15 protein-coding genes are annotated in these 16,306 nt (G+C 72.5%); 12 read left to right on the forward strand and 3 right to left on the reverse strand.

The window, feature by feature from the left end:
• Positions 1–57 precede the first annotated feature (57 nt).
• The 3 genes from ASG88_RS13555 (at position 58) to ASG88_RS13565 (ending at position 2,274) form a co-directional block, all read left to right on the forward strand.
• Positions 58–645: a PadR family transcriptional regulator gene (locus tag ASG88_RS13555; RefSeq protein WP_056887975.1), complete on the forward strand. Its 588-nt coding sequence runs from the start codon at positions 58–60 to the stop codon at positions 643–645.
• Positions 646–671: 26 nt separating this feature from the next.
• Positions 672–1,754 (forward strand): inositol-3-phosphate synthase, encoded by a 1,083-nt coding sequence (locus ASG88_RS13560; protein ID WP_056887976.1) that lies wholly within the window; start codon positions 672–674, stop codon positions 1,752–1,754.
• A gap of 196 nt (positions 1,755–1,950) precedes the next feature.
• A complete protein-coding gene (locus tag ASG88_RS13565) occupies positions 1,951–2,274 on the forward strand; it encodes a hypothetical protein (RefSeq protein ID WP_056887977.1) in 324 nt (107 codons plus the stop codon).
• 83 nt (positions 2,275–2,357) lie between these two features.
• Here ASG88_RS13565 and ASG88_RS13570 read toward each other — a convergent pair whose 3' ends face one another.
• Together ASG88_RS13570 and ASG88_RS13575 are read right to left on the reverse strand one after the other, a co-directional pair.
• A complete protein-coding gene (locus ASG88_RS13570; protein WP_056887978.1) occupies positions 2,358–2,843 on the reverse strand; it encodes an SRPBCC family protein in 486 nt (161 codons plus the stop codon).
• 10 nt (positions 2,844–2,853) lie between these two features.
• On the reverse strand, positions 2,854–4,299 hold the full coding sequence (locus tag ASG88_RS13575; protein WP_056887979.1) for a CCA tRNA nucleotidyltransferase: 1,446 nt from the start codon (positions 4,297–4,299) through the stop codon (positions 2,854–2,856).
• Positions 4,300–4,386: 87 nt separating this feature from the next.
• Between ASG88_RS13575 and ASG88_RS23840 the strand changes: the two genes are divergently transcribed.
• The 7 genes from ASG88_RS23840 to trxA all read left to right on the forward strand — a co-directional run bounded on the left by ASG88_RS23840 (position 4,387) and on the right by trxA (position 13,289).
• On the forward strand, positions 4,387–6,645 hold the full coding sequence (locus ASG88_RS23840) for a DUF6049 family protein (protein WP_157559731.1): 2,259 nt from the start codon (positions 4,387–4,389) through the stop codon (positions 6,643–6,645).
• A complete protein-coding gene (murJ, locus tag ASG88_RS23845) occupies positions 6,642–8,270 on the forward strand; it encodes a murein biosynthesis integral membrane protein MurJ (protein WP_235534848.1) in 1,629 nt (542 codons plus the stop codon). The genes ASG88_RS23840 and murJ overlap by 4 nt, the downstream gene beginning before the upstream one ends.
• 57 nt (positions 8,271–8,327) lie before the next feature.
• Positions 8,328–10,244 (forward strand): protein kinase family protein, encoded by a 1,917-nt coding sequence (locus ASG88_RS13590; RefSeq protein WP_056887982.1) that lies wholly within the window; start codon positions 8,328–8,330, stop codon positions 10,242–10,244.
• Positions 10,241–10,927 carry an RNA polymerase sigma factor SigM gene (sigM, locus tag ASG88_RS13595; protein WP_056887983.1) on the forward strand — a complete coding sequence of 229 codons (687 nt, stop codon included), beginning with the start codon at positions 10,241–10,243 and terminating at the stop codon, positions 10,925–10,927. The genes ASG88_RS13590 and sigM overlap by 4 nt, the downstream gene beginning before the upstream one ends.
• A gap of 63 nt (positions 10,928–10,990) precedes the next feature.
• Positions 10,991–11,743, forward strand: coding sequence for a hypothetical protein (locus ASG88_RS13600; RefSeq protein WP_157559732.1), 753 nt, complete (start codon positions 10,991–10,993; stop codon positions 11,741–11,743).
• 128 nt (positions 11,744–11,871) lie between these two features.
• On the forward strand, positions 11,872–12,885 hold the full coding sequence (trxB, locus tag ASG88_RS13605; RefSeq protein ID WP_056887985.1) for a thioredoxin-disulfide reductase: 1,014 nt from the start codon (positions 11,872–11,874) through the stop codon (positions 12,883–12,885).
• An 80-nt stretch (positions 12,886–12,965) separates the two neighbouring features.
• Positions 12,966–13,289, forward strand: coding sequence for a thioredoxin (gene trxA / locus ASG88_RS13610; RefSeq protein ID WP_056887986.1), 324 nt, complete (start codon positions 12,966–12,968; stop codon positions 13,287–13,289).
• Between the two features lie 34 nt (positions 13,290–13,323).
• On the opposite strand, the gene ASG88_RS13615 is transcribed toward trxA, so the two are convergent.
• Complete coding sequence (locus tag ASG88_RS13615; protein WP_056888266.1) at positions 13,324–13,989, reverse strand: GNAT family N-acetyltransferase; 666 nt, start codon at positions 13,987–13,989, stop codon at positions 13,324–13,326.
• 100 nt (positions 13,990–14,089) lie between these two features.
• On the opposite strand from ASG88_RS13615, the gene ASG88_RS13620 reads away from it, so the two are divergent.
• Complete coding sequence (locus tag ASG88_RS13620) at positions 14,090–15,304, forward strand: pyridoxal phosphate-dependent aminotransferase (RefSeq protein ID WP_056888267.1); 1,215 nt, start codon at positions 14,090–14,092, stop codon at positions 15,302–15,304.
• A 78-nt stretch (positions 15,305–15,382) separates the two neighbouring features.
• Positions 15,383–16,159 (forward strand): lysophospholipid acyltransferase family protein, encoded by a 777-nt coding sequence (locus ASG88_RS13625; protein ID WP_056887987.1) that lies wholly within the window; start codon positions 15,383–15,385, stop codon positions 16,157–16,159.
• The last annotated feature ends 147 nt before the right edge of the window (positions 16,160–16,306 follow it).

A 16,306-nucleotide genomic window follows, 5' to 3' on the forward strand; every position in this document is an offset into this window, starting at 1 on the left:
AGTAGGCGCCAGCCGACGCTAGATAGGTTCTGCTGATATAGCGCTACGATAGGTCTCGTGACACGTCGTGGAGAGACCATCGAGCTCGCAGTCCTCGGACTGCTGCACGAGGCACCCATGCACGGCTACGAGCTCCGCAAGCGGCTCAACCTGATGCTCGGCTGGGGGCGGGTGCTGTCCTACGGCTCCCTCTACCCCGCCCTGAAGAAGATGCTGCGCACCGGCCTCATCGAGGAGCTCACCACCACCACCCCGGCATCGCGGCGGCCCAGGATCGTCTACCAGGTCACCGACGCCGGCACCGAGGAGTTCTCCCGGTTGATGTCGGAGGTCGGTCCCACGGCGTGGGAGGACGACAACTTCGACATCCGCTTCGCGTTCTTCTCCTCCACCGACATGGAGATCCGGCTGCGCGTCCTCGAGGGCCGTCGTACCCGACTCCAGGAGCGGCTCGCCCGGGTCCAGCAGGACCTCGAGCGCACCCAGGCCGAGGTCGACCGTTACGCCGGCGAGCTCCAGCGGCACGGCGTCGAGTCGGTCGAGCGCGAGGTGCGCTGGCTCTCGGACCTCATCCGGGCCGAGCGCGGCGAGTCACCCGGACAGATCAGCAGCAGCAGCAGTCCCGTCACCAGCACAGACCAGTAGAAGACCAGGCAGACAAGGAGAGCCCCATGGGTTCGGTACGAGTAGCAATCGCGGGGGTCGGCAACTGCGCCACCTCCCTCATCCAGGGCGTGGAGTACTACCGGGACGCCGACCCGCAGGCCACCGTCCCCGGGCTCATGCACGTCAAGTTCGGCGACTACCACGTCGGTGACGTGGAGTTCGTCGCGGCGTTCGACGTCGACGACAAGAAGGTCGGCAAGGACCTCTCCGAGGCCATCAACGCCTCCGAGAACAACACCATCAAGATCGCCGACGTCCCGACCCTCGGTGTCGAGGTCCAGCGCGGCCCGACGATGGACGGCCTCGGCAAGTACTACCGCATGACCATCGACGAGTCCTCCGCCGAGCCGGTCGACGTCGTCCAGGTCCTCAAGGACAACAAGGTCGACGTCCTCGTCTCCTACCTCCCGGTGGGCTCGGAGGAGGCCGACAAGTTCTACGCCCAGTGCGCGATCGACGCCGGTGTCGGCTTCGTCAACGCCCTGCCCGTCTTCATCGCCTCCGACCCCGAGTGGGCCAAGAAGTTCGAGGACGCCGGCGTCCCGATCGTCGGCGACGACATCAAGTCGCAGGTCGGCGCCACCATCACGCACCGCGTGATGGCCAAGCTGTTCGAGGACCGCGGTGTCGCGCTGGACCGCACCTACCAGCTCAACGTCGGCGGCAACATGGACTTCAAGAACATGCTCGAGCGTGAGCGCCTGGAGTCCAAGAAGGTCTCCAAGACCCAGGCCGTGACGTCCAACCTCAAGGGCGAGCTGGCCGACAAGATCAGCGACCGCAACGTCCACATCGGTCCGTCGGACTACGTCGCGTGGCTCGACGACCGCAAGTGGGCCTACGTACGCCTCGAGGGTCGCGCCTTCGGTGACGTGCCCCTCAACCTCGAGTACAAGCTCGAGGTCTGGGACTCGCCCAACTCCGCCGGCATCATCATCGACGCCGTCCGGGCCGCCAAGATCGCCATGGACCGCGGCGTGGGTGGCCCGATCATCCCGGCCTCGACCTACCTGATGAAGTCCCCGCCGGTGCAGATGCCCGACGACCAGGGCCGCTACGAGCTGGAGAAGTTCATCGCCGGCGAGTGACCTCGCAGCAGCACCCCGCACCACCCCGACAGCCCCGGCCGAGCGCCGGGGCTGTCGGCATTTCCGGAGGAGACCTGGCGGCCACTGGTCCAGACCGGTCGGGTCGGGTGTATCAGGACGCCGGGACCCCGCTCTGACCGGGTGCACTCGCCGTACGGGGGAAGCGTCGGCGGTCCGTCACCCAGGAGGCAGCAGCATGCAGGAGCTCCCGAACCTCGTCGCGATCCTCGCGGCGGTGGCGACGGTCCTCGCTGCGCGTCTCCTCGTGGGCGGCGACGACGCGTGGGGGGTCAGCGGCGTCCGCGGGTCCGGGAGCGGCGCCGGTGCCACGGGGGCACCGGACCCGCAGGGTCCGCGGGCGCCGGCCGGAGGGGAGCGCGACCCGGGTCGCGTCCAGGGGGACGGCACCGAAGCGCCCCCTTCCGGTCGCACCATCCGCACCATCCGCATGACGCGGCACGCCGGGACCGGGGGGACCCGCGCCGTGCCGCTGTGGACCACGGGGGTGACGCTGTCGTAGGGACGGGGGGCGACAGCGTCGACAGGGCGATCGGCACCGACACGGTGCGGGTCGCCCTGTCCGTCGTCACCCGGTGTGCCGGCTCAGGCCTCGGCCGTGGCCTTGATGCCGGCCAGCGTGGAGCGCATGCCCTCGCGCAGCTCGGCCTGGAAGGACGGCACGCCGCCGAGCATGCGCTTGGTGAGCCGGCTGGAGATGGCCGAGATGCCCTCCGGGGCCTCGCGGCGCTGCACCACGCGGGTGCCGGTCGCGGTCGGCTCCAGGGTGAAGGACCACACGGTGAAGTTGTCCTTGACCCTGAACGCGATCTCCTGGTGCGGCTCGAAGCGCACCACCTTCGACTGGGTCGGCCACACGAGCAGGCCACGCCGGTTGACGTTGAGCAGCCGGGTGCCGAGCCGGATGGGGCGCTCGGTCCGCACGAACGACCGCACGACCTGGGGGCTCCACTCCGCCAGCCGGGGCAGGTCCGAGACCAGCGACCAGACCCGTGCCGGGTCGGCGGCCACCTCCACGGACTCCTCGATCAGCGGCTCGACGTCGTCGGTGACTCCACGGGTGTGACTCATGGGCGGGAGGCTAGCGGTGGGCCCACCACTCCAGCAGGCGGGTCCGCGCCTCGTCGGGCGTGAGGTTGCCCTCGTCCATCCGCAGCTCGAGGAGGAACCGGTAGGCCTCGCCGACCTCGCGGCCCGGTCCGATCCCGAGGATCCCCATGATCTCGTTGCCGTCGAGGTCCGGCCGGATGGAGGCGAGCTCCTCCTGCTCCGAGAGGTGGGCGATGCGCTCCTCGAGGGAGTCGTAGGTACGCCGCAGCCGGTCGGCCTTGCGCTGATTGCGGGTCGTGCAGTCCGCCCGGGTGAGGATGTGCAGGCGCTCCAGCTGGTCGCCGGCGTCGCGCACGTAGCGGCGGACGGCCGAGTCGGTCCACTCCCCCGAGCCGTAGCCGTGGAACCGCAGGTGCAGCTCGACGAGCGTGCTCACCGCGTCGATGTCGTGGTTGGAGAAGCGGAGCGCGCGCATCCGCTTGCGCGTCATCTTGGCCCCGACGACGTCGTGGTGGTGGAAGGTCACGATGCCGCCCGACTCGAAGCGGCGGGTGCGTGGCTTGCCGACGTCGTGCATCAGCGCGGCGAACCTGGACACGAAGTCGGGACCGCTGCCGAGCCGGTGCTCGAGGTCGATCGACTGCTCGAGCACGGTCAGGGTGTGCTCGTAGACGTCCTTGTGCCGGTGGTGCTCGTCGCGCTCGAGCGCGAGGGCCGGCAGCTCCGGGAGCACGTGCCCCGCCAGGCCGGTCTCCACGAGCAGGGTCAGGCCGAGGCGGGGGTACGGCGCGCAGACCAGCTTGACGAGCTCGTCGCGCACCCGCTCGGCGGAGATGATCTCGATCCGCCCGGCCATCGCGGTCATCGCCGCGACCACCTCGGGGGCCACGGTGAAGCCGAGCTGGGCGGCGAACCTGGCCGCGCGCATCATCCGCAGCGGGTCGTCGGAGAAGGACTCCTCGGGGGTCCCGGGGGTCCGCAGCACCCGCTGGGCAAGGTCGACCACCCCGCCGTGCAGGTCCTCGAACTCGCGGCCAGGCACCCGCACCGCCATCGCGTTGACCGTGAAGTCCCGCCGGCCGAGGTCGCCGGCCAGCGAGTCGCCGTACTCCACGTCGGGCTTGCGGGAGGCCGGGTCGTAGGTCTCGGCCCGGTACGTCGTGATCTCGACCTGCCAAGGCCCCTTGCGGCAGCCTATGGTGCCGAACGCCCGTCCCATGTCCCAGATGGCGTCGGCCCAGCCCCGGAGCAGCCGCTCGGTCACGTCGGGGTGCGCCGACGTGGTGAAGTCGAGGTCGTTCTGGAGCCGGCCGAGCATCGCGTCGCGGACCGGACCGCCCACCAGCGCCAGCTCCTCGCCGGCACCGGCGAAACGGGCGCCCAGCTCGTCGATGACGGGACCGATGCGATCGAGCTCGGCACCCACGCGACGCTGCACGTCGACGATCTGGAGCGGGGGCAGCGGGGCGTCTGGCACGACGGAGCAGTCTAGGGGGTCGGGACGCCTCCCCCGGCACCGCCGAGTCCTCCGCTGGCACGACCACGGCGCCGTTAGAGTCGGTCCGTGCCGCGCCCGTCCTCACCCCTGCCTGCCCCGCGGCGGCAGCGGGGCCGACGGCGGCCGGGACGACGGCAGCGCTGGGCGGCTGCCCTGGCCGCGACCGTGGCCACCGCCCTGCTCGGCGTACCCCTCACCGCGCCGGCGGCCGGTGTCGCCGCACCGGCCGAGGCCGAGCCGCTGATCGTGCACCTCGACTCGATCACCCCGGCCGCCCTGGGCGACGACGACGACCCGGTCGAGATCACCGGCACGGTCACCAACCAGAGCGCCGAGCCGTGGACCAACGTCGGCCTCTACGCCTTCCGGTCCACCATTCCGATCCTCGACGCGACCTCGCTGGCGGCGTCCGCGGCCGTCGATCCCTCGGCGTCCGTGGGCGACCGGGTCGTCGAGCCCGGCACCTTCGACACCGTCGACCTGCTCCAGCCCGGGCAGACCACCGGCTTCTCGCTCACCGTGCCCCGCGAGCTGCTCGGGATCACCGAGCCCGGCGCCTACTGGATCGGCGTCCACGCGATCGGGGACTCCTCGGTCCCGCGCGACACCTTCGCCGACGGCAAGGCCCGCACCTTCATCCCGTACGTCGCGTCCTCGGCCGGGTCCATCGACGCCGCCGTCGTCATGCCAGTCCGCGACCAGGTCCGCCACACCGCGAGCGGCCGGGTGTCCGGGGTGCGCCGATGGGCCACGTCCCTCGGGGACGGCGGGCGCCTCGACTCCGTGCTCGACGCCGGGGAGGCGTCCGGCGGCACCCCCATCAGCTGGCTGGTCGACCCGGCGGTGCTGGCCACCGTCGCGCGGCTGGCGGCCGGCAACCCGAGCCGGAGCCTGGCCGCCGACCCCGCCCAGGAGACCGAGGTCCCGGAGGAGGTCGAGGAGGAGCCGACGGAGGCGCCCGGCGCGGGGGTAGCGGAGGCGCCCTTCCCGACCGACCTCGGCGGCGCGCCGCTCGGCCCGCCCGCGCCCGAGGAGCTCTCCGACGACAAGCAGGCCGTCGCCACCGTGGCACAGGCCTGGCTCGACCGCTTCACCGCCCTCGTCGCGGGCGAGACGGTCCTGTCGCTGCCGTACGGCGACCTCGACGTGTCGGCCGCGGCCACCCACGGACCGGTCTTCTACACCGACGCGATGGCCCGGGGCGCCGAGGTGATGACCGCGCTGGGCATCGCCCACACCCCCACGCTCGCTCCTCCGGAGGGCCTCATCAGCCCCGACGCACTGCAGTCCGCCACCGACGAGAGCATCGTCCTGCTCGGCGACACGTCGTTCGCCGACCCTCCGGACGCGCCGAACTCGATGGTCCGGCTGCTGGGCCACAAGGTGGTCGTGGCGTCGTCCGGGGCGGCATCGGGCGGCCCGGGACCCACCGCGGCCGACGAGCCGCTCGCCCTGCGTCAGCGGATGCTCAGCGAGGCGGCCCTGCGCCTGTACGCCGGGTCCACCGCTCCCGTGGTCCTGGTGCTCCCCGACGACTGGTACCCCCAGGACCCGGCCGACCTGTTCAGCGCCTTCGACGTGCCGTGGCTCGAGCCGGTCACGGTCACCGACATCAGTGCCCGCTCCGCGGTCGGCCTCAGCGCCGCCGACCTCAGCTACACCGAGGAGGACGCCGCCACCGAGCTCGGCGCCACCAGCTTCTCCTCCGCCCAGGCGCTGCGGCAGCAGGCGGCCGTCATGTCGGGCGTGCTCACCAGCCCCGACCTCGTGCAGCAGCAGGCCACCGACGAGGCCCTGGCCACGCTGTCGGTCCGCCAGCGTCCCCGGGAGGCCGCGGCCGCCGCGTCCGCCCGCGCTGCGGCCGGCTACCTCGACGACCAGCTCGCCGACATCGACGTGGTCGCCCCGCCGTCGGTGACGCTCTCGAGCGAGGACGGCACCCTGGGAGCCACCGTCGTCAACGGGCTCGACCAGCCGGTGACCGTCCGGGTCGAGGCGGCGACCGACGGGTCCCTCGAGGTCGCCGACTCCGAGGTCCTCAACCTCGCCCCCGGCGCCCGTTCCCGGCTGCTCCTCGACGTGACCGCCTCCCGGCTGGGCATCCACCAGGTGCGGCTGGTGGTCACCGACCAGGACGGCACGCCCCTCGGTGGCTCCGCGGCGCTGCCCATCCGCGCGGCCCGGGTCAGCGCGATCATCTGGTACATCATGGTCTTCGGCGCGGTGCTGCTCTTCGGCACGATCGCGGTGCGCGTCGTACGCCAGGTGCGGGCCGGTCGTCGCGACGGCGACCCGGACGCCGGCGAGCCCGAGGCCGCCTCGTGAGCGACTCCCGGGTTCTCTCCGCGACGGCGGTGATGGCGAGCGGGACGATCCTCTCCCGCTTCAGCGGCTACTTCCGCACGCTGCTGATCGTCGCCGCGCTGGGCCAGGCCCTGCACGCCGACATCTTCACGATCGCCAACACCATCCCCAACGCGGTCTACATCCTCGTCGCCGGCGGCATCTTCAATGCCGTGCTCGTGCCCCAGCTGGTGCGCGCGATGAAGAACGACGAGGACGGCGGCGAGGCCTACGCCTCCCGGATCATCACCCTCTCGGCCATCTTCCTGGCCGTCGTCACGGTGCTGCTGGTGCTGGTGGCGCCGCAGCTGATGCGGGTCTACCTCGCCCCCCGCTACTTCGACGCGGACCGGGCGGCGCACCTCGAGTCGGCGATCGCGTTCACCCGCTACTGCCTGCCACAGGTCTTCTTCTACGGCATGTTCGTGCTGCTCGGGCAGGTGCTCAACGCCCGCCAGAAGTTCGGCCCGATGATGTGGGCGCCCATCGCCAACAACCTGATCGCCATCGCGGTGCTCGGCCTCTACCTCCTGGTCTGGGGTCCCGCCAACGCCGTCGAGGAGGTCGGCCCCTACACCGACGGGCAGGAGCTGCTGCTCGGCCTCGGCTCCACGCTGGGCATCGTCGTGCAGTTCCTCATCCTGATCCCCTACCTGCGGCGGTCCGGCTTCCACTACCGCCCGCGCTTCGACTTCCGTGGCACCGGCCTGGGCCACACCGCCCGGCTCGGCATGTGGACCGTCCTCTTCGTGGTGGTCAACCAGCTGGCCTACCTCGTCGTCACCCGGCTCGCGTCGAGCGGCACGGTCGACGGCGGCGGCACCGGCAACACCGTCTACTCCAGCAGCTTCCTCATCATGATGGTGCCGCACGCGATCGTGACCGTCTCGCTCACGACCGCGATCCTGCCCCGCCTGTCCGGCTACGCCAACGACGGGCGCCGTGCCGACATGGGCGCCATGATCGGCTCGACCCTGCGCACCGCACTCGTGGTCGTGCTGCCCTTCGCGGTGCTCATGCCGATCGTGTCGAGGGACATCGCCGGGGTGCTCTTCGACGTCGGCGCCGGCGACCCCGCCGCCTTCGCCCCCACGCTGGCCGTCTTCGGGCCGGCGCTGGTGTTCTTCACCGTCCACTACCTGATGCTCCGCGGCTTCTACGCCCTCGAGCAGACCCGGCTCGTCTTCTTCATCCAGTGCGCCATCTCCGTCACCAACATCGCCGTGGCGGTGTGGCTGGTCGGCCGGACCTCGCCCGACCAGACCTCGCCGGCGCTCGTGCTCGCCTGGCTGGCGGCGTACGTCGTGGGCTCGACCATCAGCTATGCGGTGCTGAGCCGGACCCTGGGCGGCCTGCAGACCCCCGCGCTGGTGCGCTTCCTGGTGCGGATGGTGCTGGCGTGCGGTCTCGCCGGGCTGGCCGCCTGGTCGGTCGAGATGGCGCTCGACGGGCTGGGCGAGCAGCCCGGGATGTTGCTCTCGTTGCTGCGCGGCGGACTCGCCGGGCTCGCCGGCGGACTCGTCCTGCTCGTCGCGGCCCACCTGATGCGGATCCGTGAGGTGACCTCCCTCGTGGACAGCGTGGCCGGTCGGCTCGCGCGACGGTGACACCTACGATGAGGTCGTCCACCGCCCAGCCGGGAGCCATCGGGAGCGAGGTGAGCGATGCCTGACTCGATCCACGCCGGCGAGGTCCTCGCCTCGCGCTACCGCCTCGACGACCTGCTCGCCGAGAGCGAGGGCGGCCGTTTCTGGCGCGCCCACGACTCCGTCCTGCACCGGCACGTCGCCGTGCACCTCATCCCCCGCGACGACCCGCGGGGGGAGGGACTCCTGGAGGCGGCCCGCGACGTGGCCCCCCACCTCGACCCCCGCCTGCTGCGCGTCCTGGACGCCGAGCGGCTCGACGACCTGTGCTTCGTCGTCAACGAGTGGGGCCAGGGAACCTCGCTCGACGTCATGCTGGCCAACGACGGACCGCTGGAGCCGCGCCGCGCCGCGTGGATCGTCTCCGAGGTGGCCGACAGCCTCGCCCTCGCCCACGCCGCCGGGCTGGCGCACGGGCGGCTGGTCCCCGAGAACGTCCTCGTCGACCACCACGGACAGGTCCGCATCATCGGCTTCGGGGTGGACGCCGCCCTCCACGGCCTGCCGCCCGGTCGACGGTCGGCCGACCTCGTCGACGCCGCCGCACTGCTGTACGCCGCCCTCACCGGCAAGTGGGCGGGCGTCTCCTCCTCGCAGCTCCCCGCCGCGCCCACCGACCACGGCGCCGTGCTGCGACCACGGCGGGTCCGGGCCGGCATCCCCCGCGCCCTCGACGCCCTCTGCGACCAGGTCATCAACTCCGGCCGGTCCGCCGACGCCGGCGTGTCCGCCGCGGTCATCGCCGAGATGCTGCGCGACTACGTCGGCGACGCCTCCGGCATGCGGGAGCCCACCCAGGACCACGCCACGATCCCGCCCTGGGCGCCCCCGGCGTCGGAGCACGGCCCGGGGGCCCCGGCCGGGCGGACGCCGGACGCGATGGACGCGCCGGATCCCGCCGACGCCACCCGCGCGGTGCCGAGCGTCACCGAGCCCACCCGGGTCGTGGCACCGGTTCCCGTCGACGAGGACACCGACGCGGACGTGCGCGACGAGCCGGCCGGCGACGCCGGGGGGCCGCCCCGCACGGGTCCCGTGGACCAGCCCACCCAGGCCGGCATGCCGGTCTTCGACGACGAGCGCGACGAGATCGGCTGGGTGGCGGCCCGCAGCGACCGGCCGCCCCCACCGCCGCCCTTCGAGGAGCGACCCGCCAAGCCGCTCTTCGCCCCCGAGCCGCCCGAGGGCCAGCCGGCGAGGCGGCCCCGCGAGGGGTTCAGCGCCGCCTCGTCCAGCGGCTACTGGCCGTGGGAGGGCACGTCCGGCGGTCACCAGACCGGCTCCCACACCGGGACGGGTGCCGCGTCCCTCTACGACACCGGGGCCGGCGACGACGACGTCCCGGGCCGCAGCTGGATCCGTCTCGCCCTGCTGATCGGCCTGTGCCTGCTCGTCGCCCTGGCCGCGCTCGCGGCGTACCAGATCGGTCGTGGCGGCGGCGACGAGTCGACCACCGAGCCCCCCGGCACGCCGGTGACCACCGCACCCCCGACGCCCTTCCCCGAGGTGACGGGTCGCGACTTCGACCCGCAGGGCACGGACGGGCAGGTGGAGAACTCCGACCTCGTCCCGCTGGCGCTCGACGGCAACACCGCCACCTCGTGGAACACGTCGAGCTACAACCAGCAGCTCGGCCCGGGCGGCCTCAAGACCGGCGTGGGCCTGGTCCTCGACCTCGGCCGCACCCGCGGCGTCCGGCAGGTCGACGTCGCCACCCTCGGCGGCCCGACGTCGCTCGCCGTCTACATCACCGGGCAGACGCCCTCGGGCGTCGCCGACCTCACGCCGGTCGGAACCGCCACCGGCAGCGGCACCCTCACCGTCGAGCTCGACGAGGCCGTGTCGGGGCGCTTCGTCACCGTGTGGCTGACCGCGCTCCCACAGCTCGACGGCACCTTCCGCGGCACCATCGCCGACGTCGTGGTGGCCGGGTGACGCTCCCCACCGTCCCGGACGACCGGTCGGACCCCGACCTGCTGGCCGCGCACGTGGCCGGCGACGCCGAGGCCTTCGGTGTCCTCTTCGCCCGGCACCGCGACCGGCTCTGGGCGGTCGCGCTGCGCACCATGGGCAACCCCGAGGACGCCGCCGACGGCCTCCAGGACGGGATGATCGCGGCCTTCCGCCGGGCCGGCTCGTTCCGCGGCGAGGCCGCCGTCACCACGTGGCTGCACCGGGTCGTGGTCAACGCGTGCCTGGACCGGATCCGGGCCGCCAAGGTCCGCGCCGCCGACGCCCTGCCCGACGACCTCGAGGAGCGGGCCGACCGCGGCGCGCTCGTCGCGTCCACCGACGCCGGTGACGACCCCGAGGCCAGCGCCCTCGCCGGCGAGCGTCGCCGGGCGGTGCTGGACGCGCTCGCCACCCTGCCGGTCGACCAGCGGGCGGCGCTGGTGCTCGTCGACATGGAGGGCTACTCCGTCGCCGAGGCCGCGGCGATCCTGGAGTGCGCCGAGGGCACCATCAAGTCACGCTGCTCGCGCGGCCGGGCCCGCCTCGCGCCGTTGCTGGGCGCACTGAGACCCGCCTCACCCGCCACTCCCGTGGGGAACCCCCCGTCCGGCGCCGACGTCCCATCCACCGGTGCACCCCGCGGGCCTCCCGACAGCGCCCGCTGAGGTGCGCCCGCACCTGGTTCCCCGACCGACCCGACCCCGCCAGCTCCCGAGGAGGTGAGCACGATGACCGCCGACGACCCCGCCCTGTCCCCCACCGAGGAGGCGGCCGTCCGCGCCCGCCTCGCCGAGGCGCGGCACACCGACCCGGTCCCCGACCACGTCGTCGCCCGGCTCGACGCGGTGCTGGCCGACCTGACCGCAGAGCGCACCGCCAAGCCGTCCGCTGAGCCTTCCGCCGACCGCCGCGAGCCGGTCGACGCACCGGTCGCGCCCGTCGTACCCCTGGCCTCCCGGCGCCGACGCGCCCTCGCCGCCGGGCTGGTCGCCGCCGCGGCCGTCGTGGCCCTCGGGGTGGCCCTCCCCCAGGTCCTCGACTCCACGGGTGGGTCGGACTCTGCGTCCTCCGGCTCGGCGGCGGACAGCGGTGGGTCGGTCGCCGAGGCCGGGCCCGGCCAGGGCGACGACGCGGGCGACGACGCCGCGGCCGGATCCGCGCCCAGCGAGCTGGCCGAGGGCGACGGTGCGGCCAGCAGCGAGCGTGCCGGCTCGGCGTTCGCCGCCCCTCTCGCGCTCCGCAGCGACGAGGCCCTGCGCCCCGCGGTCCGGCCGCTCGCGCGCCAGGGAGCCGTCACGGCGTACGACGCCAGCCCCGGCTGCGTCCTCGACGTCGGCGACGGCGACCGCGTGGACGCCACGTGGGACGGGCTCCCCGCCGTGGTCGTGCTGCGCCCCGTCGAGGAGGACCGCCAGGACGTGGAGGTCTTCGTCTGCGGCTCGGACGAGGTCGTGGCCAGCACCACCCTGCGCGCCCCCTGAGCCCCTCGCGCCCCACCGGTCCCCCGTCGTGGTGTGCGCCACCGTGGGGAACATCCCTCGCCTACGATCGGTTGGGACCGACGTAGGCAGCAATCCCCCCGCATCCCTCCAGGAGCCCTGAACCTTCCATGACTGAGCGCACCGAGACCCGCAACGTGATCATCATCGGCTCGGGCCCGTCGGGCTACACCGCCGCGGTGTACGCCGCCCGCGCGGCCCTCGAGCCGCTGGTCTTCGAGGGCTCCGTCACCGCCGGTGGCGCCCTGATGAACACCACCGAGGTCGAGAACTTCCCCGGCTTCCGCGACGGCATCATGGGCCCGGCCCTGATGGACGAGATGCGGGCCCAGGCCGAGCGCTTCGGTGCCGAGCTCATCTCCGACGACGTCGTCGAGGTCGACCTCACCGGTGACGTCAAGGTCGTCAAGACCGCCACGGACACCTACACCGCTCGCTCGGTGGTGCTGGCGACGGGCTCGGGCTACCGCAAGCTCGGCCTGCCCCGCGAGGAGGAGCTCTCCGGTCGCGGCGTCTCCTGGTGCGCCACGTGCGACGGCTTCTTCTTCCGCGAGCAGGCCATCGCGGTCGTCGGCGGTGGCGACTCCGCCATCGAGGAGGCCACCTTCCTCACCCGCTTCGCCTCGAAGGTCTACCTGATCCACCGCCGCGACGAGCTGCGCGCCTCCAAGATCATGCAGGAGCGCGCCTTCGCCGACCCCAAGCTGGAGATGGTGTGGAACTCCGAGGTCGCCGCGATCAACGGCGCCGACAAGCTCGAGTCGGTCGTGCTGCGCGACACCGTCACCGGTGAGGAGCGCCAGCTCGACGTGACCGGGCTCTTCATCGCCATCGGCCACGATCCGCGCTCCGAGCTGCTCGCCGGCCAGGTCGACCTCGACGACGAGGGCTACGTGCTCGTCGACCACCCGTCGACGGCCACCAACGTCCAGGGTGTCTTCGCCGCCGGCGACCTCGTCGACCACCAGTACCGCCAGGCCATCACCGCCGCCGGCACCGGGTGCGCCGCAGCCCTCGACGCCGAGCGCTACGTCGCCGCCCTCGACCACGCCGCGCTCGTCGACGCCACTCCGGCAGAGACCGACGAGATCATCACCGAGGTCGTGCAGACCGCCGGTCTCTGACCCCAGCCGTCCGGGGAACAGATGTCCCCGGCACGGTGTTGACCGATCACAACCCGAGACCCCCACAGAAAGGTGGAGCAGTGGCCAACATCGCCGCCGTGACCGACGCCGAGTTCGAGGCGCAGGTCCTCAAGTCCGACAAGCCCGTCCTCGTGGACTTCTGGGCCGAGTGGTGTGGCCCGTGCCGCCAGGTCGCCCCGATCCTCGACGAGATCAACTCCGAGCACGGTGACAAGGTCACCTTCCTCAAGATGAACGTCGACGAGAACCCGGTGACCCCCTCGTCCTACCGCGTCACCGGCATCCCGACCATCAACGTCTACAAGGACGGCGAGGTCGTCAAGTCGATCGTGGGCGCCAAGCCCAAGGCCGCGCTCCTCAAGGAGCTCGCCGACTTCATCTGAGTCGAGTTCTCCACACCGCGCCCCGGCGCGCTCCTCACGGAGCGCCCGGGGCGTCGTGCGTACGCCGCGTCGGCAGGGTCCGCGGCTGCTGCGGCGCGCGGGCGGGGGCCGGGCGCACCACGCCCCACAGCTTCTCCAGCGCGGCCTCGACCTCGTCCTTCCAGCTGATCGCCGAGCGGAGCTCCATCCGCATCCGCGGGGTGGTCACGTGGGCGCGCTGGGTCCGGAAGCCCACCCGCCCGAGGAACTCCGCCGGCATCACGCAGCCGACCGCCCGGCCGCGGGTGTCCCCGAAGGCCTCCACGGCCACCTGGCCGCGGGTCACCAGGTCCCGGGCCATGCCCTGCACCAGCAACCGGCCGAGGCCGCCGCCCCGCGCCCACGGTTGGACCTGCACGGTGGTCAGCACGACGGCGTCCGCCGAGACCGGGGCCGTCGGCAGGGCGGCCTGGCCGGGCACGAAGGCCGCCGGGACGTAGATCGCGTGCCCCGCGACCCGGCCGTCGACGAGCACCACCCGGCCGCACGACCCCCACTCGCGCAGCACCGTGGACAGCCACTGCTGCTTCTCCGCGACGCGCTCGTCGAGGTCGAGGCGGCCGCGGTTGACCGCGTCGAGCTCCCAGAACAGGCAGGACCGGCAGGGCTCGCCCAGCTCGGCCAGGTGGTCGACCGTGATCGGGACGGTACGACGTGTCATGGGGACCTCCTGCGTCCGCGGCGCCGCGGGCGACGACCCGGCGTCGTCCACGCACGCAATCCCCATGCTAGGCCGCCCCGCGGCCTGCGAGGATGGTCCCGTGCGCCCCATCGTCCAGAGCCAGAAGCTGCGTGGAGTCCGCTACGACGTCCGGGGGCCGATCCTGCTCGAGGCACAACGCCTCGAGGCGGAGGGCCACCGGATCCTCAAGCTCAACATCGGCAACACCGCACCCTTCGGCTTCGAGGCGCCCGAGGCGATCGTCGCGGACATGGTCCACCACCTGCCGAAGTCGCAGGGCTACAGCGACTCCCAGGGGATCTACTCCGCCCGCACCGCGGTGATGAACTACTACCAGTCCCGCGGTCTCCGCGAGGTCGGCGTCGAGGACGTCTTCATCGGCAACGGCGTCTCCGAGCTCATCTCGATGGTGCTCCAGGCCTTTCTCGACGACGGCAACGAGGTCCTGGTCCCGGCCCCGGACTACCCCCTGTGGACCGGTGCGGTGACCCTGTCCGGTGGCACGGCAGTGCACTACCGCTGCGACGAGGCGGACGGCTGGAACCCCGACCTCGCCGACATCGAGGCCAAGATCACCGACAACACGCACGCACTGGTGATCATCAACCCCAACAACCCCACGGGCGCGGTCTACAGCGAGGAGACGGTCAAGGGGCTCGTCGACATCGCGCGGCGCCACGAGCTCGTCATCCTCTCCGACGAGATCTACGAGAAGATCATCTTCGAGGACGCCCAGCACCACCACGCCGCGACGTACGCCGGCCACGACGTGCTCTGCCTGACCTTCAGCGGGCTGTCCAAGGCCTACCGCGTGTGCGGCTACCGCGCCGGCTGGGTGATGATCTCCGGCCCCAAGGAGATCGCCACCGACTTCCTCGAGGGCCTCACCCTGATCGCCAACATGCGCATGTGCGCCAACGTGCCCGCGCAGCACGCCATCCAGACGGCGCTGGGCGGCTACCAGTCGGTGGAGGAGCTCGTCGGTCCCGGCGGCCGCTACTACGAGCAGTCGATGCTCGCCGACCGGCTGCTCAACGACATCCCGGGCGTCTCCAACGTGACCCCGAAGGGCGCGCTCTACTGCTTCCCGCGCCTCGACCCCGAGGTCTACCCGATCGACGACGACCAGGAGTTCGTCATCGACCTGCTGCGGGCCAAGAAGATCCTGGTCACCCACGGGACCGGCTTCAACTGGTTCGAGCCCGACCACTTCCGGCTCGTGACGCTGCCCGAGGCCGCCGTGCTGGAGGAGGCCATCGGCCGGATCGGCGACTTCCTCGCCACCCGCCGCTGAGCCCGCGCGTCCGACGCCCCGTCCCACCCGCGCCGCGCGCGGCGTACGACCCTCGACGGGAGCCCCTAGGCTCACCGCATGCGAGACCTCACCTACCCCCCGATCATCTACACGGCCCTCGCCGGCTTCAAGCTGCTCGGCCAGCGGATCCAGATGACCGGCACCGAGCACGTGCCGCGCACCGGGGGCGTGCTGCTCGCCTACAACCACATCGGGTACGTCGACTTCGTCTACGGCGGCCTGGCGGCGCACCCGTCCAAGCGGCTGGTGCGCTTCATGGCCAAGCGCGAGCTCTTCGACCACCCGGCCGTCGGTCCGCTGATGCGCTCCCTGCACCACATCGAGGTCGACCGCGCCTCGGGCGAGAAGTCGCTCGACGTGGCGCTGGACTACCTCAAGTCCGGGGAGGCCGTCGGGATCTTCCCCGAGGCGACCATCTCGCGGGCCATGGAGATCAAGGACATCAAGACCGGGGCGGTCCGCATCGCGGCCGAGGCCGGCGTCCCCCTCGTCCCGGTGATCCTGTGGGGCACCCAGCGGATGATGACCAAGGACCACCCGCGCGACTTCCGCCGCGGCAAGACCATCGCCCTCACCGTCGGTGAGCCGATGCACCCCACCGGGGAGAACGCCGCCGCCGAGACCGCTGAGCTCAAGTCCCGGATGAGCGCGCTGCTGGACCAGACCATCGCCGCCTACCCGGCCGAGGAGCAGCCGCCCGGCTCGTGGTGGCTGCCGCAGCGGCACGGCGGCTCGGCCCCCACGCTGGCGGAGGCCAAGCTGCTCGACGCCGAGGAGCTGCGCGAGCGCGCGCGCAAGCGGGCCGCCAAGCGGGCCGCCGCGAAGGGCGGCTAGACCCCGCCCCCTGTCGAGGCTTGCGCCCCACCTTTTCCCAAGGCGGCCCGCCCGATGCTGACCCCACCTGACCGCGGGTTGACCGACCCGTGGCCAACCCAGGGAGGGGTACATCGTGAGCATCGAGAAGAAGAGCAGCACGAATCC

The sequence above is a fragment of the Nocardioides sp. Soil777 genome, from assembly GCF_001428425.1.
GTDB lineage: Bacteria > Actinomycetota > Actinomycetes > Propionibacteriales > Nocardioidaceae > Nocardioides > Nocardioides terrigena.